General features: G+C 63.8%; 27 protein-coding genes and 1 tRNA gene. 25 read left to right on the forward strand and 3 right to left on the reverse strand.

Features of this window, described 5'->3' with window-relative positions; translation table 11 throughout:
• Window positions 1-17 precede the first annotated feature (17 nt).
• The 23 genes from secG to ABIB42_RS04410 all read left to right on the forward strand — a co-directional run bounded on the left by secG (window position 18) and on the right by ABIB42_RS04410 (window position 20,446).
• A complete protein-coding gene (gene secG / locus ABIB42_RS04300; RefSeq protein ID WP_005666424.1) occupies window positions 18-482 on the forward strand; it encodes a preprotein translocase subunit SecG in 465 nt (154 codons plus the stop codon).
• 302 nt (window positions 483-784) lie between these two features.
• Window positions 785-869: transfer RNA gene (locus ABIB42_RS04305), tRNA-Leu, on the forward strand.
• A gap of 173 nt (window positions 870-1,042) precedes the next feature.
• A complete protein-coding gene (locus ABIB42_RS04310; protein ID WP_005666426.1) occupies window positions 1,043-1,402 on the forward strand; it encodes an NADH-quinone oxidoreductase subunit A in 360 nt (119 codons plus the stop codon).
• A gap of 3 nt (window positions 1,403-1,405) precedes the next feature.
• Window positions 1,406-1,882: a NuoB/complex I 20 kDa subunit family protein gene (locus ABIB42_RS04315; protein ID WP_005666428.1), complete on the forward strand. Its 477-nt coding sequence runs from the start codon at window positions 1,406-1,408 to the stop codon at window positions 1,880-1,882.
• A gap of 18 nt (window positions 1,883-1,900) precedes the next feature.
• A complete protein-coding gene (locus ABIB42_RS04320) occupies window positions 1,901-2,494 on the forward strand; it encodes an NADH-quinone oxidoreductase subunit C (RefSeq protein WP_005666430.1) in 594 nt (197 codons plus the stop codon).
• Window positions 2,494-3,747 (forward strand): NADH-quinone oxidoreductase subunit D, encoded by a 1,254-nt coding sequence (locus ABIB42_RS04325; protein ID WP_005666431.1) that lies wholly within the window; start codon window positions 2,494-2,496, stop codon window positions 3,745-3,747. Before ABIB42_RS04320 ends, ABIB42_RS04325 begins: the two co-directional genes overlap by 1 nt.
• Window positions 3,748-3,768: 21 nt before the next feature.
• On the forward strand, window positions 3,769-4,245 hold the full coding sequence (gene nuoE, locus ABIB42_RS04330; RefSeq protein WP_005666433.1) for an NADH-quinone oxidoreductase subunit NuoE: 477 nt from the start codon (window positions 3,769-3,771) through the stop codon (window positions 4,243-4,245).
• The gene (gene nuoF / locus ABIB42_RS04335) at window positions 4,242-5,537 is read left to right on the forward strand and encodes an NADH-quinone oxidoreductase subunit NuoF (protein WP_005666435.1); all 1,296 of its coding nucleotides are present in this window, start codon (window positions 4,242-4,244) and stop codon (window positions 5,535-5,537) included. The genes nuoE and nuoF overlap by 4 nt, the downstream gene beginning before the upstream one ends.
• Window positions 5,538-5,558: 21 nt before the next feature.
• Window positions 5,559-7,901, forward strand: coding sequence for an NADH-quinone oxidoreductase subunit NuoG (nuoG, locus tag ABIB42_RS04340; RefSeq protein ID WP_005666436.1), 2,343 nt, complete (start codon window positions 5,559-5,561; stop codon window positions 7,899-7,901).
• A complete protein-coding gene (nuoH, locus tag ABIB42_RS04345; RefSeq protein WP_005666438.1) occupies window positions 7,901-8,992 on the forward strand; it encodes an NADH-quinone oxidoreductase subunit NuoH in 1,092 nt (363 codons plus the stop codon). The genes nuoG and nuoH overlap by 1 nt, the downstream gene beginning before the upstream one ends.
• A 10-nt stretch (window positions 8,993-9,002) precedes the next feature.
• Window positions 9,003-9,491 carry an NADH-quinone oxidoreductase subunit NuoI gene (gene nuoI, locus ABIB42_RS04350; RefSeq protein ID WP_005666441.1) on the forward strand — a complete coding sequence of 163 codons (489 nt, stop codon included), beginning with the start codon at window positions 9,003-9,005 and terminating at the stop codon, window positions 9,489-9,491.
• Between the two features lie 23 nt (window positions 9,492-9,514).
• Complete coding sequence (locus tag ABIB42_RS04355; RefSeq protein WP_005666444.1) at window positions 9,515-10,195, forward strand: NADH-quinone oxidoreductase subunit J; 681 nt, start codon at window positions 9,515-9,517, stop codon at window positions 10,193-10,195.
• Complete coding sequence (nuoK, locus tag ABIB42_RS04360; protein WP_005666445.1) at window positions 10,192-10,500, forward strand: NADH-quinone oxidoreductase subunit NuoK; 309 nt, start codon at window positions 10,192-10,194, stop codon at window positions 10,498-10,500. Before ABIB42_RS04355 ends, nuoK begins: the two co-directional genes overlap by 4 nt.
• A 39-nt stretch (window positions 10,501-10,539) precedes the next feature.
• Window positions 10,540-12,654 carry an NADH-quinone oxidoreductase subunit L gene (gene nuoL / locus ABIB42_RS04365; RefSeq protein ID WP_429247942.1) on the forward strand — a complete coding sequence of 705 codons (2,115 nt, stop codon included), beginning with the start codon at window positions 10,540-10,542 and terminating at the stop codon, window positions 12,652-12,654.
• Between the two features lie 22 nt (window positions 12,655-12,676).
• Complete coding sequence (locus ABIB42_RS04370) at window positions 12,677-14,179, forward strand: NADH-quinone oxidoreductase subunit M (protein ID WP_005666449.1); 1,503 nt, start codon at window positions 12,677-12,679, stop codon at window positions 14,177-14,179.
• Window positions 14,180-14,185: 6 nt separating this feature from the next.
• Window positions 14,186-15,700 carry an NADH-quinone oxidoreductase subunit NuoN gene (gene nuoN, locus ABIB42_RS04375; RefSeq protein ID WP_429247943.1) on the forward strand — a complete coding sequence of 505 codons (1,515 nt, stop codon included), beginning with the start codon at window positions 14,186-14,188 and terminating at the stop codon, window positions 15,698-15,700.
• Between the two features lie 3 nt (window positions 15,701-15,703).
• A complete protein-coding gene (locus ABIB42_RS04380) occupies window positions 15,704-16,027 on the forward strand; it encodes a DUF2818 family protein (RefSeq protein ID WP_429247944.1) in 324 nt (107 codons plus the stop codon).
• 222 nt (window positions 16,028-16,249) lie between these two features.
• The gene (locus ABIB42_RS04385) at window positions 16,250-16,807 is read left to right on the forward strand and encodes an NUDIX domain-containing protein (protein ID WP_040776449.1); all 558 of its coding nucleotides are present in this window, start codon (window positions 16,250-16,252) and stop codon (window positions 16,805-16,807) included.
• A 5-nt stretch (window positions 16,808-16,812) separates the two neighbouring features.
• On the forward strand, window positions 16,813-17,526 hold the full coding sequence (locus ABIB42_RS04390; protein WP_040776130.1) for a membrane protein: 714 nt from the start codon (window positions 16,813-16,815) through the stop codon (window positions 17,524-17,526).
• Window positions 17,523-18,260, forward strand: a complete 738-nt coding sequence (gene ispD / locus ABIB42_RS04395) for a 2-C-methyl-D-erythritol 4-phosphate cytidylyltransferase (RefSeq protein ID WP_005666459.1) — start codon at window positions 17,523-17,525, stop codon at window positions 18,258-18,260. The genes ABIB42_RS04390 and ispD overlap by 4 nt, the downstream gene beginning before the upstream one ends.
• 19 nt (window positions 18,261-18,279) lie before the next feature.
• Window positions 18,280-18,801 carry a 2-C-methyl-D-erythritol 2,4-cyclodiphosphate synthase gene (gene ispF / locus ABIB42_RS04400; protein ID WP_005666461.1) on the forward strand — a complete coding sequence of 174 codons (522 nt, stop codon included), beginning with the start codon at window positions 18,280-18,282 and terminating at the stop codon, window positions 18,799-18,801.
• Between the two features lie 53 nt (window positions 18,802-18,854).
• Entirely contained in the window at window positions 18,855-20,135 is a 1,281-nt protein-coding gene (locus ABIB42_RS04405) for an MFS transporter (RefSeq protein WP_273027652.1), read from the forward strand.
• A gap of 2 nt (window positions 20,136-20,137) precedes the next feature.
• A complete protein-coding gene (locus ABIB42_RS04410; protein ID WP_273027651.1) occupies window positions 20,138-20,446 on the forward strand; it encodes a hypothetical protein in 309 nt (102 codons plus the stop codon).
• Between the two features lie 36 nt (window positions 20,447-20,482).
• On the opposite strand, the gene ABIB42_RS04415 is transcribed toward ABIB42_RS04410, so the two are convergent.
• Both ABIB42_RS04415 and ABIB42_RS04420 read right to left on the reverse strand, forming a co-directional pair.
• Window positions 20,483-20,668 (reverse strand): hypothetical protein, encoded by a 186-nt coding sequence (locus tag ABIB42_RS04415; protein ID WP_005666467.1) that lies wholly within the window; start codon window positions 20,666-20,668, stop codon window positions 20,483-20,485.
• Between the two features lie 6 nt (window positions 20,669-20,674).
• Window positions 20,675-21,034, reverse strand: a complete 360-nt coding sequence (locus ABIB42_RS04420; RefSeq protein ID WP_005666469.1) for an NADH-quinone oxidoreductase subunit A — start codon at window positions 21,032-21,034, stop codon at window positions 20,675-20,677.
• Between the two features lie 292 nt (window positions 21,035-21,326).
• On the opposite strand from ABIB42_RS04420, the gene ABIB42_RS04425 reads away from it, so the two are divergent.
• Window positions 21,327-21,881: an NADPH-dependent FMN reductase gene (locus ABIB42_RS04425; protein ID WP_273027650.1), complete on the forward strand. Its 555-nt coding sequence runs from the start codon at window positions 21,327-21,329 to the stop codon at window positions 21,879-21,881.
• 33 nt (window positions 21,882-21,914) lie between these two features.
• The gene (locus ABIB42_RS04430; RefSeq protein WP_071362029.1) at window positions 21,915-22,826 is read left to right on the forward strand and encodes an ion transporter; all 912 of its coding nucleotides are present in this window, start codon (window positions 21,915-21,917) and stop codon (window positions 22,824-22,826) included.
• Between the two features lie 48 nt (window positions 22,827-22,874).
• Here the strand turns inward: ABIB42_RS04430 and ABIB42_RS04435 are convergent, their stop codons facing one another.
• Window positions 22,875-23,687, reverse strand: coding sequence for a hypothetical protein (locus ABIB42_RS04435; RefSeq protein ID WP_273027649.1), 813 nt, complete (start codon window positions 23,685-23,687; stop codon window positions 22,875-22,877).
• Window positions 23,688-23,722 lie beyond the last annotated feature (35 nt).

A 23,722-nucleotide genomic window follows, 5' to 3' on the forward strand; every position in this document is an offset into this window, starting at 1 on the left:
CTTGGAATGGAATTGCAATGATCTGGTTCAATTTGATTATCGTCGTGCAGGTTGTTTCGGCCCTGGCCATTATCGGCCTGGTGCTGATGCAGCACGGTAAGGGCGCCGACATGGGCGCGGCCTTCGGCTCGGGCGCATCGGGCAGCCTGTTCGGCGCCTCGGGTTCGTCGAACTTCCTGTCGAAGTCGACCGCCGTGGCGGCCGCCATCTTCTTCGGCTCGACCCTGGCCCTGGCCTATATCGGCAACAGCGGCAGCGGCGAGAGCGGCGGCGGCGTCATGGGCCGCGTGACCGTGCCGTCGAGCCAGGCGCCAGCTACTGGCATCCCTGGCGGCGCACCGGCCCAGACCGCACCGGCCGACGTGCCGACCCTGCCGGCCAACAATGCCGCACCGGCCGCAGCCATTCCAGCAACCCCGGCCCCGGCCGCTCCGGCAACCGAGGTCCCGGCAGCGCCGGCGCCGGCAGCTCCGGCGAAGTGATTATCGCCCGGCGCGGCTAACGCGCCACAATAACAACATGCAAACGCGCCGTTTTATCGGCGCGTTTGTCTTTTTAGGCGTAGAATATTGCGGCGCGTGAATGGACTTGCCGAATCCGCTGGTGAGTGCGGCTAGGACATTGATCGCGCACCTGCGGGAAGAATGTCGCCAGGAGTGGGCAAGTAATTGCCGGCTCATCGAATAATCGGCGACGTGATTCAAAAAAATCGCAAATATCCTTGTGATTACGCAATTTGAGCATTGATAAGTAATGCTAAGGCAGGGTAAAATACTGGTCTCCAGCCGACGTGGTGAAATTGGTAGACACGCTATCTTGAGGGGGTAGTGGCGCAAGCTGTGCGAGTTCGAGTCTCGCCGTCGGCACCAAAATTTAGAAAGAAAGCCAGCAAGGGCGCACGAGTTTTTCCTCATGCCTGAGCTGGCTTTTTTACGAGGATCGTCGTCCGGTCCTGGTGGCAGGCTTGAAGCCAGGTTCGCACGATTCGGTGCTGCATCCCTACGCAGCATTTCATTAACCGATCGTTCAGGAAGCTTCAGCTGTGAACCTCGAAAACTATCTCCCCGTTCTTCTCTTTATCCTGGTTGGCATCGGCGTCGGTGTCGCCCCGCAGGTGCTTGGCCGCCTGCTGGGCCCGCACAAGCCCGACGAAGCCAAGCTGTCCCCGTATGAATGCGGCTTCGAAGCCTTCGAAGACGCACGCATGAAGTTCGACGTCAGGTACTACCTGATCGCGATCTTGTTCATTTTGTTTGATCTGGAAACGGCATTCTTCTTCCCATGGGGCGTCTCGATGCGCGAGCTGGGTTGGACCGGTTTCATCACGATGATGGTGTTCATCGCCGAGTTCGTGGTCGGTTTCTGGTACATCTGGAAGAAAGGTGCCCTTGATTGGGAATAAGCCATGGCAATTGAAGGCGTATTAAACGAAGGTTTCATCACCACCACAGCCGACAAGCTGATCAACTGGGCGCGTACCGGGTCGATGTTCCCGATGACGTTCGGTCTGGCCTGCTGCGCGGTCGAGATGATGCACGTGGGCGCGGCCCGCTACGACATGGACCGCTTCGGCATCGTGTTCCGTCCATCGCCGCGTCAGTCCGACGTGATGATCGTCGCCGGCACTCTGTGCAACAAGATGGCGCCGGCGCTGCGCAAGGTCTACGACCAGATGGCCGAGCCGCGCTGGGTGATCTCGATGGGTTCCTGTGCCAACGGCGGCGGCTACTACCACTATTCCTACTCGGTGGTGCGCGGCTGCGATCGCATCGTCCCGGTCGATGTGTACGTGCCAGGCTGCCCGCCGACTGCCGAAGCTCTGCTCTACGGCATCATGCAGCTCCAGAACAAGATCAAGCGCACCAATACCATCGCGCGCTAAAAACGGACGGCGTACTCCATGACGACAAAACTCGAGACCCTTGAACTCGCCCTGAAAAATGCACTGGGCGAGGGCGCTGCCATTTCGGCGGCGCTGGGCGAAGTGACGGTGGTGGTCAAGGCAACTGATTACATCAAGACCATGACCACCCTGCGCGACGATCCGCAATTGGCGTTCGAACAGATGATCGACCTGTGCGGCGTCGACTATTCGACCTATGGCGAAGGCACCTATGAAGGTCCGCGCTTCGCGGTCGTCGTTCACCTGCTTTCCCTGGCGAAGAACTGGCGCGTCCGCGTGCGCGTGTTCTGCCCGGACGACGACATGCCGCTGGTCGAATCGATCACCGGCATCTGGCGCGCCGCCAACTGGTTCGAGCGCGAAGCGTTCGACATGTACGGCATCCTGTTCGACGGCCACGGCGACCTGCGCCGCATCCTGACCGACTATGGCTTCATCGGCCACCCGTTCCGCAAGGACTTCCCGATCTCGGGCTATGTCGAAATGCGCTACGACCCGGAACAGAAACGCGTGATCTACCAACCCGTCACGATCGAGCCGCGCGAGAACATCCCGCGCGTGATTCGCGAAGAGACCTACGGGACGAAATAATGGCTGAGCTTAAGAACTACACCCTGAACTTTGGTCCGCAGCACCCGGCAGCGCACGGCGTGCTGCGCCTGGTGCTGGAACTCGACGGCGAGGTGATCCAGCGCGCCGACCCGCACATCGGCCTGCTGCACCGCGGTACCGAGAAGCTGGCCGAAACCCGCACCTACCTCCAGTCGGTTCCTTATATGGACCGCCTCGACTACGTGTCGATGATGTGCAACGAGCACGGCTACGTGCTGGCGATCGAAAAGCTGCTCGGCATCGAAGCGCCGATCCGCGCCCAGTACATCCGCACCATGTTCGACGAGATCACCCGCATCCTGAACCACCTGATGTGGCTGGGCGCGCACGCGCTGGACATCGGCGCCATGGGCCCGTTCCTGTACTGCTTCCGCGACCGCGAAGACCTGTTCGACGTGTATGAAGCGGTGTCGGGCGCGCGCATGCACGCGGCCTATTATCGTCCGGGCGGCGTGTATCGCGACCTGCCGGACACCATGCCGCAGCACAAGCAGTCGCCGATCCGCAGCGCCAAGGCGATCGCCGAGCTGAACGAACACCGCCAGGGTTCGGTCATCGACTTCCTGGACGCCTTCACCAAGCGTTTCGACGGCTATGTCGACGAATACGAGACCCTGTTGACCGATAACAGGATTTGGAAGCAGCGTACCGTCGGCATCGGTGTGGTGTCGCCGGAAGACGCGAAAGCCATGGGCTTCACCGGCGCCATGCTGCGCGGCTCGGGCATCGCCTGGGACTTGCGCAAGCACCAGCCGTACGCCGCCTACGACAAGGTCGAGTTCGACATCCCGGTCGGCACCAACGGCGACTCGTACGACCGCTACCTGGTGCGCGTGGAAGAACTGCGCCAGTCGAACCGCATCATCAAGCAGTGCCTGGCCTGGCTGCGCGCCAACCCGGGCCCGGTGATGATCGACAACAACAAGATCGCGCCGCCAAGCCGGATGGACATGAAGTCCAATATGGAATCGCTGATCCACCACTTCAAGCTGTTCACCGAAGGCTTCCACGTCCCCGAGGGCGAGGCCTATGCCGCGGTCGAACACCCGAAGGGCGAGTTCGGCATCTATATCGTCTCCGACGGCGCCAACAAGCCATACCGCCTGAAAATCCGCACTCCGGACTACGTCCACCTGCAGAGCCTCGACGAGATGGCACGCGGCCACATGATCGCTGACGCGGTGGCCATCATCGGTACCCAGGACATCGTGTTCGGCAGTATCGACCGATAAGAAAAGGGCAGAGAGAAGACTATGTTATCCGCGCAGTGCTATCAAAAAATCGATCGCGAGCTGGCCAAGTACCCAGCCGATCAACGCCAGTCGGCCGTGATGGCTTCGCTGGCCCACGCCCAGGTCGAACTGGGCTGGCTGTCGCCTGACACCATGCAAGAGATCGCCGACTACATCGGCATGCCGGCCATCGCCGTGCAGGAAGTGGCGACTTTCTACAATATGTTCAATATCAAGCCGGTCGGCAAGCACAAGATCACCGTGTGCACCAACCTGCCATGCGCCCTGTCGGGCGGTGAACGCGCCGGCCAGTTCCTGAAGGACAAGCTGGGCATCGACTACCGCGACACCACCGAAGACGGCCAGTTCACCCTGCTCGAAGGCGAGTGCATGGGCGCCTGCGGCGACGCGCCGGTCATGCTGGTGAATAACCATCGCATGTGTTCGTTCATGAGCGACGCCAAGATCGACGCCCTGGTAGAGGAACTCAAGAAATGACCAGCCTGCACGACCGTCACATCAAACCGCTGATCCTCGCCAACCTTAACGGCGAAAACTGGCACCTGGCCGACTACGTCAAGCGTGGCGGCTATTCGGCGCTGCGCCGCATCATCGAAGAAAAGATCACGCCGGAACAGATCATCGCCGACATGAAAGCCTCGGGCCTGCGTGGCCGCGGCGGCGCCGGCTTCCCGACCGGCCTGAAGTGGAGCTTCATGCCGCGCCAGTTCCCGGGCCAGAAATACCTCGTCTGCAATACCGACGAAGGCGAGCCGGGCACGTTCAAGGACCGCGACATTATCCGCTACAACCCGCATGCGCTGATCGAAGGCATGGCCATCGGCGCCTACGCGATGGGCATCACCGTGGGTTACAACTACATCCACGGCGAGATCTTCCAGGACTACCTGCGTTTCGAGGAAGCGCTGGAAGAAGCGCGCGCGGCGGGCTTCCTGGGCAATAACATCATGGGCAGCGAGTTCAGCTTCCAGCTGCATGCGCACCACGGCTACGGCGCCTATATCTGCGGCGAAGAAACCGCGTTGCTCGAGTCGCTCGAAGGCAAGAAGGGCCAGCCGCGCTTCAAGCCGCCATTCCCGGCTTCATTCGGCCTGTATGGCAAGCCGACCACGATCAACAACACCGAAACCTTCGCGGCCGTCCCGTTCATCCTGAACATCGGCGCCGAAAACTACATGGCGCTGGGCAAACCGAACAACGGCGGCACCAAGATCTTCTCAATCTCGGGCGACGTCGAGCGTCCGGGCAACTACGAAGTCCCGCTGGGCACGCCATTCGCGACCCTGATGGAACTGGCTGGCGGCATGCGCGGCGGCAAGAAGATCAAGGCCGTGATTCCTGGCGGTTCGTCAGCGCCGGTGGTGCCGGGCGACCTCATGATGCAGACCGACCTCGACTACGATTCGATCGCGAAAGCCGGTTCGATGCTGGGTTCGGGCGCCGTCATCGTCATGGACGAGACCCGCTGCATGGTCAAGTCGCTGCTGCGCCTGTCGTACTTCTACTATGAAGAGTCGTGCGGCCAGTGCACCCCGTGCCGTGAAGGCACCGGCTGGATGTACCGCATGGTCCACCGCATCGAGAACGGCCAGGGCCGTCCGGAAGACATGGACCTGCTGAACAATATCGCCGACAACATCAAGGGCCGCACCATCTGCGCGCTCGGCGATGCGGCAGCGATGCCGGTCCAGGCGATGATCAAGCACTTCCGCCAGGAATTTGAATATCACATCGAGCACAAGCACTGCCTCGTGCCCGCATACCTTTAAACCAGGTCAGGTAACGATCAAATGGTTGAAATCGAATTAGACGGCAAGAAAGTCGAAGTCCCACCAGGTTCCATGGTGATGGACGCCGCAAACAAACTCGGCACCTACATCCCGCACTTCTGCTATCACAAGAAATTGTCGATCGCCGCGAACTGCCGCATGTGCCTGGTCGAAGTGGAAAAGGCACCGAAGCCGCTGCCAGCCTGCGCCACCCCGGTCTCGCCGGGCATGGTCGTGCGCAGCCACAGCGACAAGGCCGTGCAGGCGCAGAAGTCGGTGATGGAATTCCTGCTCATTAACCACCCGCTGGATTGCCCGATCTGCGACCAGGGCGGCGAATGCCAGCTGCAGGACCTGGCCGTCGGCTACGGCAAGAGCGGCTCGCGCTACGAAGAAGAAAAACGCGTGGTGGCCCCGAAAGAGGCCGGTCCGCTGATCTCGATGGAAGAGATGTCGCGCTGCATCCAGTGCACCCGTTGCGTGCGTTTCGGCCAAGAAGTAGCCGGCGTCATGGAATTCGGCATGCTGGGCCGCGGCGAGCACTCCGAGATCACCACCTTCGTCGGCAAGACCGTCGACTCGGAAGTGTCTGGCAACATGATCGACCTGTGCCCGGTCGGCGCGCTGACCAGCAAGCCGTTCCGCTACTCGGCACGTCCATGGGAACTGCAGCGCCGCAAGTCGGTGTCGCCGCACGATTCGCTGGGCGCCAACCTGATCGTCCAGGTCAAGGGCGGCAAGGTGATGCGCGTGCTGCCGCTCGAGAACGAAGCGGTCAACGAGTGCTGGCTGTCGGACAAGGAGCGTTTCTCGTACGAGGCGCTGGACAATGCCGATCGTCTCACCAAGCCGATGATCAAGCAGGACAACAAGTGGATCGAGACCGAGTGGTCGACCGCCCTTGAATATGTCGCCCACGGCCTGCGCAATATCCGCCACGAGCACGGCGCCGACAGCCTCGCGGCCGTCGCCACCGCCCACTCGACCGTGGAAGAACTGTACCTGCTGAACAAGGCCTTCCGTGGCTTCGGTTCGGAGAACGTCGACTTCCGCCTGCGCCAGAGCGATTTCGCACTGGACGGCCAGGTGACCCCATGGCTCGGCATGCCGATCGCGCAACTGTCGACGCTGAAGCGCGCGCTGGTCATCGGTTCCTTCCTGCGCAAGGATCACCCGCTGGCCACCACCCGCCTGCGCGCCGCCACCAAGGCCGGCCTGCGTCTGTCGGTGCTGGGTGGCAGCGATGAAGAACTGCTGATGAAGGTCGCTCACAAGCTGGTCGCCGCACCGAGCGACTGGCTGGTCGCCCTGTCGGAAGTCGTGGTCGCCATCGCCGCCGACAAGAACATCGCCGTCCCGGCCGGCTTCGAGAACATCGAAGCGTCGGAGCAGGCGAAAGCCATCGCCGCCTCGCTGGTCGTCGTCGGTGACGTCGAGGTGCCGGGCGCGATCCTGCTGGGCAACGCCGCCGCACAACACCCGCAAGCCTCGAAGATCCACGCCGCGGCGCAATGGATCGCCGAGCAGACCGGTTGCTCGTTCGGCTACCTGGTCGAAGCCGCCAACTCGGTCGGCGGCCACCTGGTGGGCGCCACCTCGGGCAAGAAGGAATCGCTGTTCGCGACGCCGAAGAAAGCCTATGTGCTGCTGAACGCGGAACCGGAACTGGATGCGGCCAACCCGCAGCAAGCCGTCGCCGCGCTGCAGCAGGCCGAAATGGTGGTCGCGATGTCGGCCTTCAAGCACGGCATGGACTACGCCGACGTGCTGCTGCCGATCGCGCCGTTCTCGGAAACCTCGGGCACTTTTGTCAACTGCGAAGGCCGCGCACAGAGCTTCAACGGCACCGTGCGTCCGCTGGGCGACGCGCGTCCAGCCTGGAAAGTGCTGCGCGTGCTGGGCAACCTGCTGGGCCTGACCGGCTTCGACTACGAGACCTCGGAATCGATCCGCGACGAAGCCTTCGGCAAGGGCAATACCGACCTGTCGGCCAAGCTGAGCAACAAGGCGAGCCTGGCGCCAACCGCGGGCAGCTATGCCCCGGCCGGCCAGCTCGAGCGCCTGACCGACGTGCCGGTGTACTTCACCGATGCGCTGGCCCGCCGCTCCGAGCCGCTGCAGCGCACCGCCGACGCGAATGCGCCGCTGGTGACCCTGTCGAAGGCCGTCGCCGAATCGATCGGCGTGAACGCCGGCGACAAGGTCAAGGTCACCCAGGGTAGCGGCTCGGCCGTCCTGGTCGCCAATATCGACAAGACGCTGCCGTCGAACGCGGTGCGTGTCGCCGCCGGCCATCCGGCTGTCAGCGGCCTGGGCGCCATGTTCGGTTCCATCCAAGTTGAAAAAGCAGGGGAGGGCAAGTAATGGCAACGCCCGGTTACATCGATTCATTCAACGCCGGCGGCGCCGACCTGCTCGGCCCGGTCTGGCCGCTGGTCTGGACCATCATCAAGATCGTCGCCGTCGTCGCGCCGCTGATGATCGCGATCGCCTACGCCACCCTGTGGGAACGTAAATTCATCGGCTGGATCCAGATCCGTATCGGCCCGAACCGCGTCGGCCCTGGCGGCCTGCTGCAGCCGATGGCCGACGGCCTGAAGCTGCTGATCAAGGAAATCGTGATCCCGGCCAAGGCGAACCGCAACCTGTTCGTCATCGGCCCGATCATGACCATCATGCCGGCGCTGGCCGCCTGGTCGGTGGTGCCGTTCGGCCCGCAGTTCGCGCTGGCCGACGTCAACGCCGGCGTGCTGCTGCTGCTGGCGATCACCTCGGTCGAAGTCTACGGCATCATCATCGCCGGCTGGGCCTCGAACTCGAAGTACTCGTTCATGGGCGCGATGCGCGCCTCGGCCCAGATGATCTCGTACGAAATCCCGATGGGCTTCGTGCTGGTGGTCGTGCTGATGGTGTCGGGCACCCTGAACCTGTCGGGCATCGTCGCCGGCCAGCAAGTGGGCATGTTCGCCGACATGGGCATCAATTTCCTGTCGTGGAACTGGCTGCCGCTGTTCCCGCTGTTCATCATCTACCTCGTGTCGGGCCTGGCCGAGTGCGGTCGTCACCCGTTCGACGTGATCGAAGGCGAATCGGAAATCGTGGCCGGCCACATGGTCGAGTACTCGGGCATGTCGTACGCGATGTTCATGCTGGCCGAATACGGCAACATGATCCTGATCGGTACCCTGGCTTCGCTGTTCTTCATGGGCGGCTGGTCGGCGCCGTTCGCCTTCCTCGAAGTGGGCGGCACCATTGGCGGCTTCATCGGCTTCTTCTGGCTGTTCCTGAAGGCCTTCCTGTTCGTGACCTTCTTCATCTGGGTGCGCGGTACCTTCCCACGCTACCGCTATGACCAGATCATGCGCCTGGGCTGGAAAGTGTTCATCCCGCTGACCCTGATCTGGCTGGTCGTCGTCGCCGTCTGGATGCAGACGCCGTGGAATATTTGGAAGTAAGGAACGCACAATGTCCAGAATGAAAGAAATCCTCGGTAGCCTGATGCTGACCGAGTTGATCAAGGGCCTTGCCCTGACCGGGAAATATGCGCTGTCGCGCAAGATCACGGTCCAGTACCCGGAAGAAAAGACCCCCATGTCGAACCGCTTCCGCGGCCTGCATGCGCTGCGTCGCTACCCCAACGGGGAAGAGCGCTGCATCGCCTGCAAGCTGTGCGAAGCGGTGTGCCCGGCCATGGCGATCACGATCGAATCGGCGCAGCGCGATGACGGCACCCGCCGCACCACGCGCTACGACATCGACCTGACCAAGTGCATCTTCTGCGGCTTCTGCGAAGAATCGTGCCCGGTCGACTCGATCGTGGAAACCCACGTGCTGGAATACCACGGCGAGAAACGCGGCGATCTCTACTACACCAAAGAGATGCTGCTCGCCGTCGGCGACCGCTACGAAGCCGACATCGCCGCCGCCCGCGAGGCGGACGCGAAGTACCGCTAAAACATAAGGGTCCTGGGTAAGTCATGACATTTACAACTGTTCTGTTCTACGTGTTTGCGGCCATCATGGTGCTGGCCGCACTGCGCGTCATCACCGCCAAGAATCCGGTCCACGCCGCGCTGTTCCTGGTGCTGGCCTTCTTCAACGCGGCCGGCATCTGGCTGCTGCTGAAGGCCGAATTCCTCGCCATCGTGCTGGTGCTGGTCTATGTGGGCGCCGTCATGGTGCTGTTCCTCTTCGTCGTCATGATGCTCGACATTAATATCGACCGCATGCGCGAAGGCTTCTGGGGCTACCTGCCCCTGGCGTCCGGCATCGGCGCCCTGATCGTGCTGGAGATGGCCGCCGTGCTGTGGCGCGGTTTCGTCGACTTCGAGCAGACGCCGGAAGCGGCCGCCCTGAACATTGGCGGCACCAAGGAACTGGGCCTGCAGATCTACACCAAGTACATCTACGGCTTCGAGATCGCCGCCGTGGTGCTGCTGGTGGCGATCATCGCCGCCGTCGCCCTGACCCTGCGTAAGCGCAAGGACACCAAAGCCATCGACCCGGGCCAAGCGGTTCGCGTCAAGCGTAACGACCGCCTGAAGATCGTCAAGGTCGAAACGGTCAACCAGCGCGCCATCGACGCAGCGAACGTCGAGAAGGCCGCCGCAGCCGCTGCTGCTGCCGCTGCCGCCGCAGAACCGAAGGAGCCAAAATGACCTTGTCGCTCGCACACTACCTGATCCTGGGCGCGATCCTGTTCGCGATCTCGGTGGTCGGCATCTTCCTGAACCGGAAAAACATCATCATCCTGCTGATGGCCATCGAATTGATGCTGCTGGCGGTGAACCTGAACTTCATCGCGTTTTCCCATTACCTGGGCGACGCGGCGGGGCAGATTTTCGTGTTCTTCATCCTGACCGTCGCTGCCGCCGAATCCGCAATCGGCCTGGCAATCCTGGTGGTCCTGTTCCGTAACCTGGACACGATCAACGTGGAAGACCTCGACAGCCTTAAAGGCTGATGAGCTCGTCTCGATAACACATAACGAATAAGGTTCAACATGGCGGGGCAAATTTCAACCTCACTCTTACTGGCGGTGCCTCTGGCGCCGCTGGCAGGCTCGGCGATCGCCGGCCTGCTCGGTACCAAGTTCCTGGGCAATGTGGTCGGTCGCAAGGTGTCGCATACGGCGACCATCCTGGGCGTGCTGATCGCGCTGATCATCTCGGTGCAGACCCTGATGGCCACGCTCGACGGCTTCAAGCTGAATGAAGACATCTACACCTGGATGACGGTCGGCACGCTGAAGCTCGCCGTCGGCTTCCAGATCGACACCCTGACCGCGATGATGATGTGCGTCGTGACCTCGGTGTCGCTGATGGTCCACATCTACACGATCGGCTATATGGCGGAAGACGACGGCTACAACCGCTTCTTCTCGTACATCTCGCTGTTCACGTTCGCGATGCTGATGCTGGTCATGTCCAACAACTTCCTGCAGCTGTTCTTCGGCTGGGAAGCGGTGGGTCTGGTCTCGTACCTCCTGATCGGCTTCTGGTATACCCGTCCGACCGCGATCTTCGCCAACATGAAGGCCTTCCTGGTCAACCGTGTCGGCGACTTCGGCTTCATCCTCGGCATCGGCCTGCTGCTGGCCGCGTCGGGTTCGATGAACTACACCGAAGTGTTCGCGCAAGCCGACCAGTTGGTCACCATGACCGTGCCGGGCACCGACTGGCCACTGCTGACCGCCGCCTGCATCTGCCTGTTCATCGGCGCGATGGGCAAGTCGGCGCAGTTCCCGCTGCACGTGTGGCTGCCTGACTCGATGGAAGGCCCGACCCCGATCTCGGCACTGATCCACGCCGCGACCATGGTTACCGCCGGCATCTTCATGGTGTCGCGCATGTCGCCGCTGTTCGAGCTGTCGGATGGCGCACTCTCCTTCATCATCGTCATCGGTTCGATCACCGCGCTGTTCATGGGCTTCCTGGGCATCATCCAGAACGACATCAAGCGCGTGGTCGCTTACTCGACCTTGTCGCAGCTGGGTTACATGACCGTGGCGCTGGGCGTGTCGGCCTACTCGGTCGCCGCCTTCCACCTGATGACCCACGCCTTCTTCAAGGCGCTGCTGTTCCTTGGCGCCGGCTCGGTCATCATCGGCATGCACCACGACCAGGACATGCGCAACATGGGCGGCCTGCGCAAGTACATGCCGATCACCTGGATCACTTCGCTGATCGGTTCGCTGGCCCTGATCGGTACCCCATTGTTCTCGGGCTTCTACTCGAAGGACTCGATCATCGAGGCGGTGCACGCAAGTAACCTGCCGGGCTCGGGCTTCGCCAACTTCGCGGTGCTGGCCGGCGTGTTCGTCACGGCGTTCTACTCGTTCCGTATGTATTTCCTGGTGTTCCATGGCGAAGAGCGTTTTGGCAAGGCACATGCACACGATCATCATGACGATCATGCGCATGCCAAAGCCGCCGCGCACGACCACGCCGATCCGCACGCACTGCACGATTCGGGCGCGCACCATGAGGAAGACGCGCACGACGACCATCACCACCACGGTCTGGCCCCGGGCCAGAAGCCGCACGAGTCGCCTTGGGTCGTGACCTTGCCGCTGATCCTGCTGGCGATCCCGTCGGTCATCGTCGGCTACCTGGCGATCGGTCCTATGTTGCACGGTAACTTCTTCGATGGCGTGATCACCGTCAATCCTGCTCACCCTGCGATGGCGGAACTGGGCGAGATGTTCCATGGCGCCGGCGCGATGGCCCTGCACGGCCTGCAGACCGCACCGTTCTGGCTGGCACTGGCAGGCGTCGTTGCCGCCTACTACTGCTATATGGTCAATCCGCGCGTGCCGGCCTGGTTCTACGCCAAGCTCAAGCCGCTGCACACCCTGCTGGACAACAAGTACTACATGGATGCGTTCAACCAGAAGTTCTTCGCTGGCGGCGCACTCGGCGTGGGCAAGGGCCTGTGGAATGTCGGCGACCGCGGCCTGATCGACGGCCTGGTCGTCAACGGCAGCGCCAAACTGGTGGCCTGGTTCTCGACCATCACCAAGCGCGCGCAGACCGGTTACATCTATCACTATGCGTTCGTGATGATCGTCGGCGTACTGGCAGCGATGCTGTACTTCTTCCCGTTCTGGCGCGGTTAATCACAGGCAGAGATAAAGAAAAATGATGCAGTCAACAATTTCTACGTTTCCACCGTACCTGAGCCTGGCGATCTGGCTCCCGATCCTGTTCGGCGTGCTGGTCCTGGCTATCGGCCGCGACAAGAACGCCGGGATGGTGCGCATGATGTCGCTGGTCGGCGCCGTCGTCAGCCTGCTGCCGACGATCCCGCTGATCGCCAATTTCGACAACGCCGCCCACGGCATGCAGTTCTATGAACAGGCGGCCTGGATCGAGCGCTTCAACGTCTTCTACCGCCTCGGCGTGGACGGCCTGTCGCTGTGGTTCGTGCCGCTGACCGCCTTCATCACCATCATCGTGGTGCTGGCGGCGTGGCAGGTGATCGAAGAGCGCGTGGCCCAGTACATGGGCTCGTTCCTGATCCTGTCGGGCCTGATGATCGGCGTGTTCTGCGCGCTGGACGGCCTGCTGTTCTACTTCTTCTTCGAAGCCACCCTGATCCCGATGTACATCATCATCGGCGTGTTCGGCGGCCCGAACCGGGTGTATGCGGCATTCAAGTTCTTCCTGTACACCTTCTTCGGTTCGCTGCTGACCCTGGTCGCGATCGTCTACCTGTACACCCAGTCGCAAACGTTCGACATCCTGGCCTGGCATCAGTTGCCGCTGACGATGAAAGAGCAGATCCTGATCTTCATCGCCTTCTTCATGGCCTTCGCCGTGAAAGTGCCGATGTGGCCGGTGCACACCTGGCTGCCGGATGCCCACGTCGAAGCGCCGACCGGCGGTTCGGTCGTGCTGGCCGCGATCATGCTGAAGCTGGGCGCCTACGGTTTCCTGCGGTTCTCGCTGCCGATCACCCCGGACGCATCGCAATACCTGGCGCCGGTCGTCATCGGTCTGTCGCTGGTGGCCGTGATCTACATCGGCCTGGTGGCCCTGGTGCAGAAAGACATGAAGAAACTGGTCGCCTATTCGTCGATCGCGCACATGGGCTTCGTGACCCTGGGCTTCTTCATGTTCAACGACCTGGGCGTGCAGGGCGGCCTGATGCAGGCGATTTCGCACGGCTTCGTGTCGGGCGCGATGTTCCTGTGCATCGGCGTGCTGTACGACCGCGTGCATTCGCGTGAAATCGCCGACTACGGCGGCGTGGTCAACACCATGCCGAAGTTCGCCGCCTTCGCCGTGCTGTTCTCGATGGCCAATGCCGGCCTGCCGGCGACCTCGGGCTTCATCGGCGAGTTCATGGTCATCCTGGGCGCGGTCGAGTTCAACTTCTGGACCGGCGTCGCATCGGGCACCGCCCTGATCCTGGGCGCGGCTTACTCGCTGTGGATGGTCAAGCGCGTCGTGTTCGGCCCTGTCGCCAACAAGAAAGTCGCCGAGCTGACCGACCTGAACGGTCGCGAGTTCGCCATCCTGTCGGTGCTGGCAATCGCCACCCTGGCGATGGGCCTGTACCCGGCGCCGATCGCCGAGACCCTGCAAGTGTCGGTCACCGACCTGCTTCAGCACGTCGCAGTCAGCAAAGTGCCTCAATAAAACGCCATGAATGAAATGAACTCGACCCTGTTATCGGCTGCCGACACCAATCTGGCGCCGGTCTATGCCGAAATCTTCCTGCTGATCGCGACGTCCTCGATCTTGCTGATCGACCTGTTCCTGAAGGAAGGCAAGCGCAACCTGACCTATGGCCTGTCGCTGCTGGCGATCGGCGGCTGCGCGATCTTTTCCTTTATCGACTTCAACGGCGGCGCGACTGTCTATACGTTCAGTCATATGTACGTGTCGGATCCGATGTCGAACCTGCTCAAGCTGTTCACCTACCTGGCCACGGCCATGACCATCGTCTACTCGCGCCAGTACGCCGGCGACCGCGGCATGATGTCGGGTAACCTGGGCGGCGAGTTCTATTCGCTCGCGCTGTTCTCGATGCTGGGCCAGATGATCATGATCTCGGGTAACAGCATGCTGTCGATCTACCTGGGCCTGGAACTGATGTCGCTGTCGCTGTACGCGCTGGTTGCGCTGCGCCGCGACCACGCGGTCTCGACCGAAGCCGCGATGAAGTACTTCATCCTCGGCGCCCTGGCATCGGGCTTCCTGCTGTACGGCATCTCGATGATCTACGGCGCGACCGGTTCGCTCGACATCAATGCGATCGCCCAGATCACCGCAGCCGAAGGCGCGAACCGCACCATCCTGGTGTTCGGCCTGGTGTTCGTGGTGGCCGGCCTGGCTTTCAAGCTGGGCGTGGTGCCGTTCCACATGTGGGTGCCGGACGTCGTGCAGGGTTCGCCGACCGCCGTGACCCTGCTGCTGGGCGGCGCGCCGAAGATCGCCACCTTCGCCATCGTGATCCGCCTGCTGGCCGAAGCGCTGCCGTCGATGGCCTTCGACTGGCAGCAGATGCTGCTGGTGGTCGCCGTGCTGTCGCTGGCCTTCGGTAACGTCACCGCGATCGCGCAGACCAATATCAAGCGCATGCTGGCGTATTCGACCATCGCGCAGATGGGCTTCGTGGTGCTGGCCCTGGTGGTCGGCAACGTCGACGGCGACACCACCAATGCCGCCGCTGCCTACAGCGCCGCGATGTACTACACCATCATCTACGTGCTGACCACGGTGGGCACCTTCGGCCTGATCATGATGCTCGCGCGCGCCGGCCACGAGGCGGAACTGATCAGCGACTTCAAGGGTCTCGGCAAGCGCAGCCCATGGTTCGCGATTGTCGCCACGATCCTGATGTTCTCGCTGGCCGGCGTGCCGCCGATGGTGGGCTTCATCGCCAAGTACGCCGTGATCCAGGCCGTCGCCAACGCCGGCATGGTGTGGCTGGCCGTCGTGGCCGTGATGTTCTCGCTGATCGGCGCGTTCTACTACCTGCGCATCGTCAAGACGATCTGGTTCGACGAAGCGGTGGACACCGCCGCCATCTCGACCCCGACGGACATGCGCGTCATCATGTCGCTTAACGGCGTCGCCATCGTCGTGCTGGGCATCGTCCCGGGCGGCCTGCTGGCGATCTGCTACAGCGCCATGCAGGCGACCCTGGCGAATTAAGCCATGGATAGCTCGCTGGCCGCATTGCTGGTGATTGCCCTCGCGCTGGCGGGGGCCAATCTGCCGTTCGTGAACGAGCGCCTGTTCGGGCTCGTGCCGGTCCCCGGCGGCAAGGGGGCAGGGGAGCCGCGCAACAAGGCCTTCGCGCTGCGCCTGCTCGAGCTGGTGGTGCTGTACTTCGTGGTCGGCCTGGTCGCCAGGCTGCTGGAATCGCGTATCGGTTCGGTGTTCGTGCAGACCTGGGAGTTTTATGCGGTCACCGGCTGCATGTTCCTGGTGCTGGCGTTTCCGGGCTTCGTGATGCGGTATATGCGCAAGCGGCGCTAGATTAGTTAGGTAAAGCAAGCACGTCGTTCCCGCGCAGGCGGGAACCTAAGTTTGTCAGCGTATCGATAACGCGAGCACACTTGGGTTCCCGCCTCCGCGGGAAGTCTTTTTTTGCAGTGCCAAAAAAGACGTTTTTGGGCCAACGAATCTGGAAGCAGTGCAGGCTCCGCTGTCAGTGCGTTTGGCTTATGATTCTCACTATCTGCGTATCGTATGGAGTCCATAGTGTCGGATCTGAAAGAAACCCGCATCGACGGCGGCGTCGTCTACGACGGCCATTTCCTGAAAGTCGAGAAAGACCGCATCCGCCTGCCGGACGGCTCGGAGAGCCAGCGCGAGTTCTTCCGTCACCCTGGTGCGGTCGTGATCCTGCCGCTGCTGCCCGACGGCCGGGTGCTGCTCGAGCGCCAGTTCCGCTATCCGAACTCGCAGGTCTTCATCGAATTCCCGGCCGGGAAGATCGACCCGGGCGAAGACCACCTCGAATGCGCGAAGCGCGAGCTCAGGGAAGAAACCGGCTACACGGCGGGACGCTGGCGCTTCGTCTGCACCATCCATAACGCGATCGCCTATTCGGACGAGCACCTCGAGATCTTCGTGGCCGAAGACCTGAGCGCGGGCGAACAGCAGCTCGACGCGGGCGAATTCCTGGAGCTCTTCAGCGCCACCGTGCCCGAGCTGCTCGAGATGGTGCGCAAGGGCGAGATCACCGACGTGAAAACGATCATCGGCACCTTCTGGCTCGAGAAGATCCTGGCCGGCGACTGGACGCCTGCCTGATCGTCATGCGGCCGTGTCGGAGCCTGGCCTTGCTGTCGGCCGCGTTGGGGATTCTGGCCGCCGCCCCGGCAGTAGCCCAGGCCCGCACCCCGTTCCAGGCGCAATGCGAGGACACCATCGGCGAGACGATCTCGGTCCTGTCCAGCCGCAGCGAAGGCTACCGCATCGACAACACGCGTTCCTACTTCGACCTGACCCGCCTGAAAGGCAGCGTGCGCCGTGGGTCCTGGGTGCTGGGCCTGACGCATACCGAGGCCCGGGTGAGCATCAAGGTCGGCGGGCGCATGTTGACGGACGGGGCCAGCGGCTACGAATGCGTGGCGCCGCGCATGGACGTCAACCTGTATTACGCGCCGATCGTGATCTATGTCAGCCGCGAGTTTCCGCCGGGATCGTGTTCGTACCGGGAAGTGCTGGCCCACGAGATGCGCCACCTGCAGACCTACCAGGATTTCCTGCCGAAGGCCGAAGCCATCGTGCGCGCCCGCCTGGCGGCGCGCTTCGCCGGCAAGCCGTTGTATGCGCCGATCGGCCAGGCACGATCTCTGCTCCAGCGCGAAGTCGACCGCAGCTGGATGCCCTACATTAAACGTGAGATGGAAAAAGTCGAAGTATTGCAGGCGGCCATTGATACGCCGCAGGAATACGCCCGCCTGGGCAAGGTTTGCGCAGGTGAGGTACAGTCTTTGCTTAGACAGGCATCACGAAGCAGTTCATGACCACCGAACAAGCAAACGAAACGAACACGGCAGTGCAGCAGCATGTCGCCCTCATTCCGGCGGCCGGCGTCGGCGCCCGCATGGCGGCCGGCAGTCCCAAGCAATACCTGGCCATCGGCGCCAAGCCCATGCTGCGTCACACGGTCGACGCGTTTCTATCCAGCCCGCTCATCGCCCACACCTATGTGGTGGTGAGCGCGGACGACCCCTTCATCGACGGCGTGCTGCCCGACGCAAGGGAGCCGGGCAGCCGGGTCACCGTGCTGCGCTGCGGCGGCGCCACCCGCATGGAGTCGATCCGCAACGGCCTGCATGCGCTGGCCGGCGTGCTCGGCGCACAAGACCGCGTGCTGGTGCACGACGCCGCCCGGCCGGGGCTGAACGCCGCGCTGATCGAACGCCTGATCGTCGAGACCGGCGACCACGCGGCCGGCGGCCTGCTGGCGCTGCCGGTGGTCGATACCGTCAAGCGCCGGGGCGACGACGGCGTCGCCACCGTCCCGCGCGACGGGCTGTGGCTGGCCCAGACCCCGCAAATGTTTTCCTACGCGCTGCTGTGCCGCGCGCTCGACGCGGCGCTCGACCCGGCCGCGATCACCGACGACGCCAGCGCCGTCGAGGCGCTGGGCCTGGCCCCGCGGCTGGTCGAAGGCCATCCGCGCAACCTGAAAGTCACGCTGCCATCCGACATCCGCATCGCCGAGATGTACCTGGCGCTCGATTCCACCATTTGACCGACACGAACCACACACCATGGCACTCGCATCCTACAACCCCCATCCTCCGTTTCGCATCGGCACCGGCTACGACAACCACGCGCTGGTCGAAGGCCGCAAGCTGATCGTCGGCGGCGTCACCATTCCGCACCGCCTGGGCCTGCTGGGCCATTCCGACGCCGACGTGCTGCTGCATGCGATCATCGATTCGCTGCTGGGCGCGGCTGCGCTGGGGGACATCGGCAAGCACTTCCCGGACACCGACCCGATGTTCGCCGGCGCCGATTCGCGCACCCTGCTGCGCGAAGTCGCGCACCGGGTGTTGAACTCGGGCTACACCATCGGCAATATCGACGCCACCATCATCGCCCAGCAGCCGAAGATGGCGCCGCACATCCCGCTGATGGTCTCGCGCATCGCCGAAGACCTGGGCGTGTCGCCGCAGCAGGTGAACATCAAGGCCAAGACCAACGAAAAGCTGGGTTACCTGGGCCGCGAAGAAGGCATGGCGGCGCACTCGACCGCGCTGCTGATCCGGGCCGCCAACGAGGCGTCTTGAAGCGGTATTGACGGGCTTCGGCAAAGGTCGAAAAGGCAATCTATAATTGCCTGATGACCAACGCCAACCCGACACCGCCGTTCGATCCCTCTCCGCGCGCGGCCTGGACCCTGATCCTGGTCGCCAGCGCCATCATGATGATCACGATGGGCGCGCGGCTGACCAGCGGCCTGTTCCTGTCGCCGCTGAACACCGCGACCGGGCTCGGCGTGGCCAGCATCAGTTTCGTGATGGCGGTGGCCCAGCTGATGTGGGGAGCGGCCCAGCCGGTCTTCGGCGCGGTCGCCGACAAATACGGGCCGGGCAGGGTGATCGCCCTCGGCGGCCTGATGCTGGCGGTGGGCACCGCCGCCACGCCCTTCGTCGATTCGCAGTGGGCGCTGCTGCTGACCATGGGTTTTCTCTCGGCGGCCGGGGCCGGCGCCGGCAGCTTCTCGATCCTGATCGGCGCAACCGCGCAGCGCCTGCCGGCCGAGCGGCGCGCGTTCGCCTCGGGTTTCATCAACGCCGGCGGCTCTTTCGGCCAGTTCGTGTTCGCGCCGCTGATGGGCGCGATCATCGCCGGCGCCGGCTGGATCTGGGCCATGCTCACCATGGCCGTCGCCACCTTGCTGACCATTCCGCTGGCCTGGCCGCTGCGCGGCAGGAAAGCCGCCGCCGCTTCTCCCGTTAGTGCTGCCGGCGCCGCGCCTGCCGCGTCCCAGCCGGCTCCGCCTTCGATCTCGCTCGGCCAGCAGCTGCGCCAGGCCATGCGCGACCGCAGCTATATCTGCCTGCACCTGGGCTTCTTCACCTGCGGCTTCCACATCGCCTTCCTGGTCACCCACCTGCCGGGCGAAGTCGCGCTGTGCGGCCTGCCGGCCAGCGTCTCGGCCACGGCCCTGGCCCTGATCGGCCTGTTCAACATCGCCGGCAGCCTGGGCGCCGGGATGCTGGCCTCGCGCTACCGCATGAAGTCGCTGCTGTTCTGGATCTATGCCAGCCGCGCCATGCTGGTCGCCTTGTACCTGCTGGCGCCGAAGACCGCATGGACCTTCTACCTGTTCGCCGCCGCGCTCGGCGCCACCTGGCTGGCCACCGTGCCGCCGACGGCCGGCCTGGTCGGCAAGCTGTTCGGCGTGCGCTACCTGGCCACGCTGTTCGGCATGACCCTGCTGTCGCACCAGATCGGCGGCTTCTTCGGCGCCTGGCTGGGCGGCCTGGCCATCGTGCACACGGGCGACTACAGCTGGATGTGGTATGCCGATATGGCGCTGGCGCTGGCCGCGGCCCTGGTGAACCTGCCGATCCGCGAAGCGGCGGTGGTGCGCCCGCCCAAGCTGGCGGGGGCCTAGGCGTGGCGCGCGACGCCTGGGCTTACCGCGAGGTGGCGGTCGAATCGGCATTGGATGCGCGCACCGGCAAGCCGCGCATCCGGCCGGTGTCGGGGCAAGCCTTCGCGACCGATATGCGGGTGCAGTGTTCGCGCAGCCTGCTCGACACGGCGCGCTATCCAATCGGCACGCGCTTCCTGCTGTCGGTGCGCATCTCCGACCGCCAGGGCGGCGAGCCTTTCCTGTATGCCTGGCATGGCGACCCGGTGGCCGTCATGAGCAAGCCGCAGGTGAAGCGCTTCCTGGAGATGTACCGGCGCCTGCGGCTGTAGGCGAAAAAAAAGGCCGCGGAGCGCGGCCGTCGCGGTCTAGTCGACGCTGGGAGGAGGGACGCCGGTCCCGGTGGCCAGCACGAACAGGCTCAGGGCGATGCCGGCGCCGGCGATGGTCGCCAGCAGCGCCGCCGTGCGCGGCCTGGCGTTCTTGTGCGAGCGCCAGGCGGCGTCGAGCAGGCCGATGCCGATCACCAGGTTCACGAACAGCATGGCGTCCATGGCCGATCAGTCCCAGTCCAGCGCGCCTTTTTTCCACTCGTAGGCCAGGCCGATGGTCAACAGGCCCAGGAACACCATCATGGCCCAGAAACCGGTCGAGCCGATATCGGTGACGACGACCGCCCACGGCACCAGGAAGGCCACTTCCAGGTCGAACAGGATGAACAGGATCGCGACCAGGTAGAAGCGCACGTCGAACTGCATGCGGGCGTCGCCGAAGGCCTCGAAGCCGCACTCGTAGGCGGACAGCTTCTGTTCATCGGGGCGATGCGGCCCCAGGACGCGGCCCAGGACCTGGGGCGCGACACCGACCAGGATGCCGATGATGATGAACATGAGGACGGGGAAGTATTCTTCGAGGTTCATGGTTCTGCTGCGCGATCAGGCGCGTGGGTTGATAAAGTCGGTAGTGCGGTGTTCCTTCCTGGAACGCTGCGCCGTGTCGGTCCGGCATCGCATGCGGCCCCGACGGGCAAGGTCGGGCCCGATTCTAACTGGATATGATCCTGTTGCCAACCAGGCATTTCCGTGCAGTTACCATGCAGTTGCTGTGTTTACGAGGGTATTTACAGGTGTTTTCCGTGTGCGACGCACCGCGCGAACGAAAGCCGCTATCATCGGAGGTTGGCAAAACGACCTCATCCAATAAAGGAATATCATGGCCTCGAAAAAAATCGCCGTCCTCGTCGGCAGCCTGCGCAAGGACTCGTACACCCGCCGCGTCGCCCACAGCCTGATCGCGCTGGCGCCGCAAGGACTCCAGCTCGCGATCGTCGAGCTGCGCGACCTGCCGCTGTATAACGAGGACGACGAGACCGATCCGCCCCCAAGCGCATTCGCGGCCTTTCGCGACGCCATCCGCCAGGCCGACGGCATCCTGTTCTGCACCCCTGAATACAACCGCTCGGTGCCGGGCGCGTTGAAGAACGCGATCGACGTCGGCTCGCGCCCTTACGGCAAGGCGGCCTTCGCCGACAAGCCCTGCGCCATCGTCAGCGTCTCGCCAGGCGCGCTGGGCGGCTTCGGCGCCAACCACCACCTGCGCCAGATGCTGCCGTTCCTGAACATGCCGACCATGCCGGCGCCGGAAGCCTATGTCGGCGGCGTCGCCGGCAAGTACGAGGGGGATGAGCTGGTCGACGAATCGTCGCGCGCCTTCTTCCAGAAATTCATGGCCGCCTTTGCCGCCTGGGTGGAGCAGCATGCCAGATAAGGGTTCGCCTTCGCCGGCGGGACTTCACCCCAGATGATCCGCGCGACCGACAGCAAGATCGACAGCAAGTTCGTGCCGACGCCGCCGCGCGACCTGCCCACGCTGCTGGGCCGACCGCCGGACGGCTGGCGCGCGCGCATGTTCGACGTCATCTTCGGCACCGACACCCCGGCCGGGCGCCGTTTCGACATCGTGCTGGTGATCCTGATCCTGCTCAGCATCCTGGTCGTGATCCTCGACAGCGTGCCGGCCATCTACAGCCAGTATTCGGGCGTGACCTCGGTGCTCGAATGGGGCTTCACGCTGCTGTTTACGATCGAATACATCGCGCGCCTGGTGTGCGTGCAGCGCCCGCTGCGCTATGCGCGCAGCTTCTACGGGATCATCGACGTGGTGTCGGTGCTGCCGACTTACCTGTCGCTGCTGCTGCCCGGCAGCCAGGTGTTCCTGGACGTGCGCATCCTGCGCCTGCTGCGCGTATTTCGCATCTTCAAGCTGACCCTGTACATCGAGGAATACACGCGCCTGGGCGAGGCCCTGGTCGCCAGCCGGCGCAAGATCATGGTGTTCCTGTCGGTGGTGCTGATGCTGATCCTGATCCTCGGCACCGTGATGTACGTGGTCGAGGGGCCGGAGAACGGCTTCACCAGCATTCCGATGTCGATGTACTGGGCCACGGTGACCATCACCACCGTCGGCTACGGCGACATCGTGCCGCACACGCCGGTGGGCAAGGCGATCGCCTCGTTCATGGTGCTGCTGGGCTGGGGCATCCTGGCGGTGCCCACGGGGATCGTCTCGGCCGAGATGACGTCGCAGAAGATGTCGCGCCACGCCCCGCGCGGCACGCCGCGCCAATGCGGCGCCTGCGGCAGCGGCGAGCATGACCCGCGCGCCCACTTCTGCAAGGATTGCGGCGCGCCGCTGGCGCCGGCGCAAGGGTAGCGCTACGCGCACCGCGCACCATGACGGCGTGCGGTGCACCGCGATCGCTCAGGCCATGGCGGCGTGCTGCGTGAACCGCGACGGTGCATGCATCGGTGCATGCACCGGTGGGCGCGGCGGCGCCGGGCGCGCCAGCGTGACCGGCGGCGGGACGGCGGCGTCGCGCTCGAGCCAGTAATTGAACTGGCCGAAGCTGGGCAGCGCGCCGGCGTCGACGTCCTGGAAGAAGTCCTCCAGCATCTGGCGATAGGCGGCGCGGCGCGAGAAGCCGTCATGGCTGGCCGCATAGCGCGCGGCGGCGGCGCGGAAGATCGCGCGCATCCGCTCGTCGGCATTGGTGCCGGTGCCGACGCCCTTGCGCGGGCGTCCGCGCTTGATGCCGGCCGTGACCGCGCGGGTGCGGCCCGGCGCGCCCGAATTGCCGTAGTCCGGCAGCAGGGCGTCGGGCGTCTGGCCGCGCTCCCAGTAGCGGCGCAGGTAGCGCAGGATGCTCGATTTCGACATGCCGTGGGCGGCGGCGTAGGCGGCCATCAGCGTGGCGCGCTGGCGCGGATCGTACAGTGCGTGGCGGTCGGCGTGCAGGGCGCGCACGGCCGACCAGGCCTTGGCCTGCAGGTTCAGGTAGCCCTGCGGCACCGGTTCGCGCGGCGGCGCCGCCGCGAACGGGTCGACCAGCAGGCGCCGCGCCTGGCCGGACGCCTGTGCTTCTTCGAGCACCGCCAGCGGCGTCGGCTCGGGCATGGCCGCATGGCTGCCCAGTTGATAGGTCCAGGCCAGCGCCCGCGGCTGGTCGATCCACAGCACGCGGACCGTGCGCCCGGGCGTGCCCGCGAATTCGACTACATCGTTCTGTCCAATCATCTTTACCTCCCACAAAGCCCTTGGAATCCAGGGTG

Source organism: Massilia sp. UYP32, assembly GCF_050434365.1.
Taxonomy (GTDB): Bacteria; Pseudomonadota; Gammaproteobacteria; order Burkholderiales; family Burkholderiaceae_D; genus Telluria; species Telluria timonae.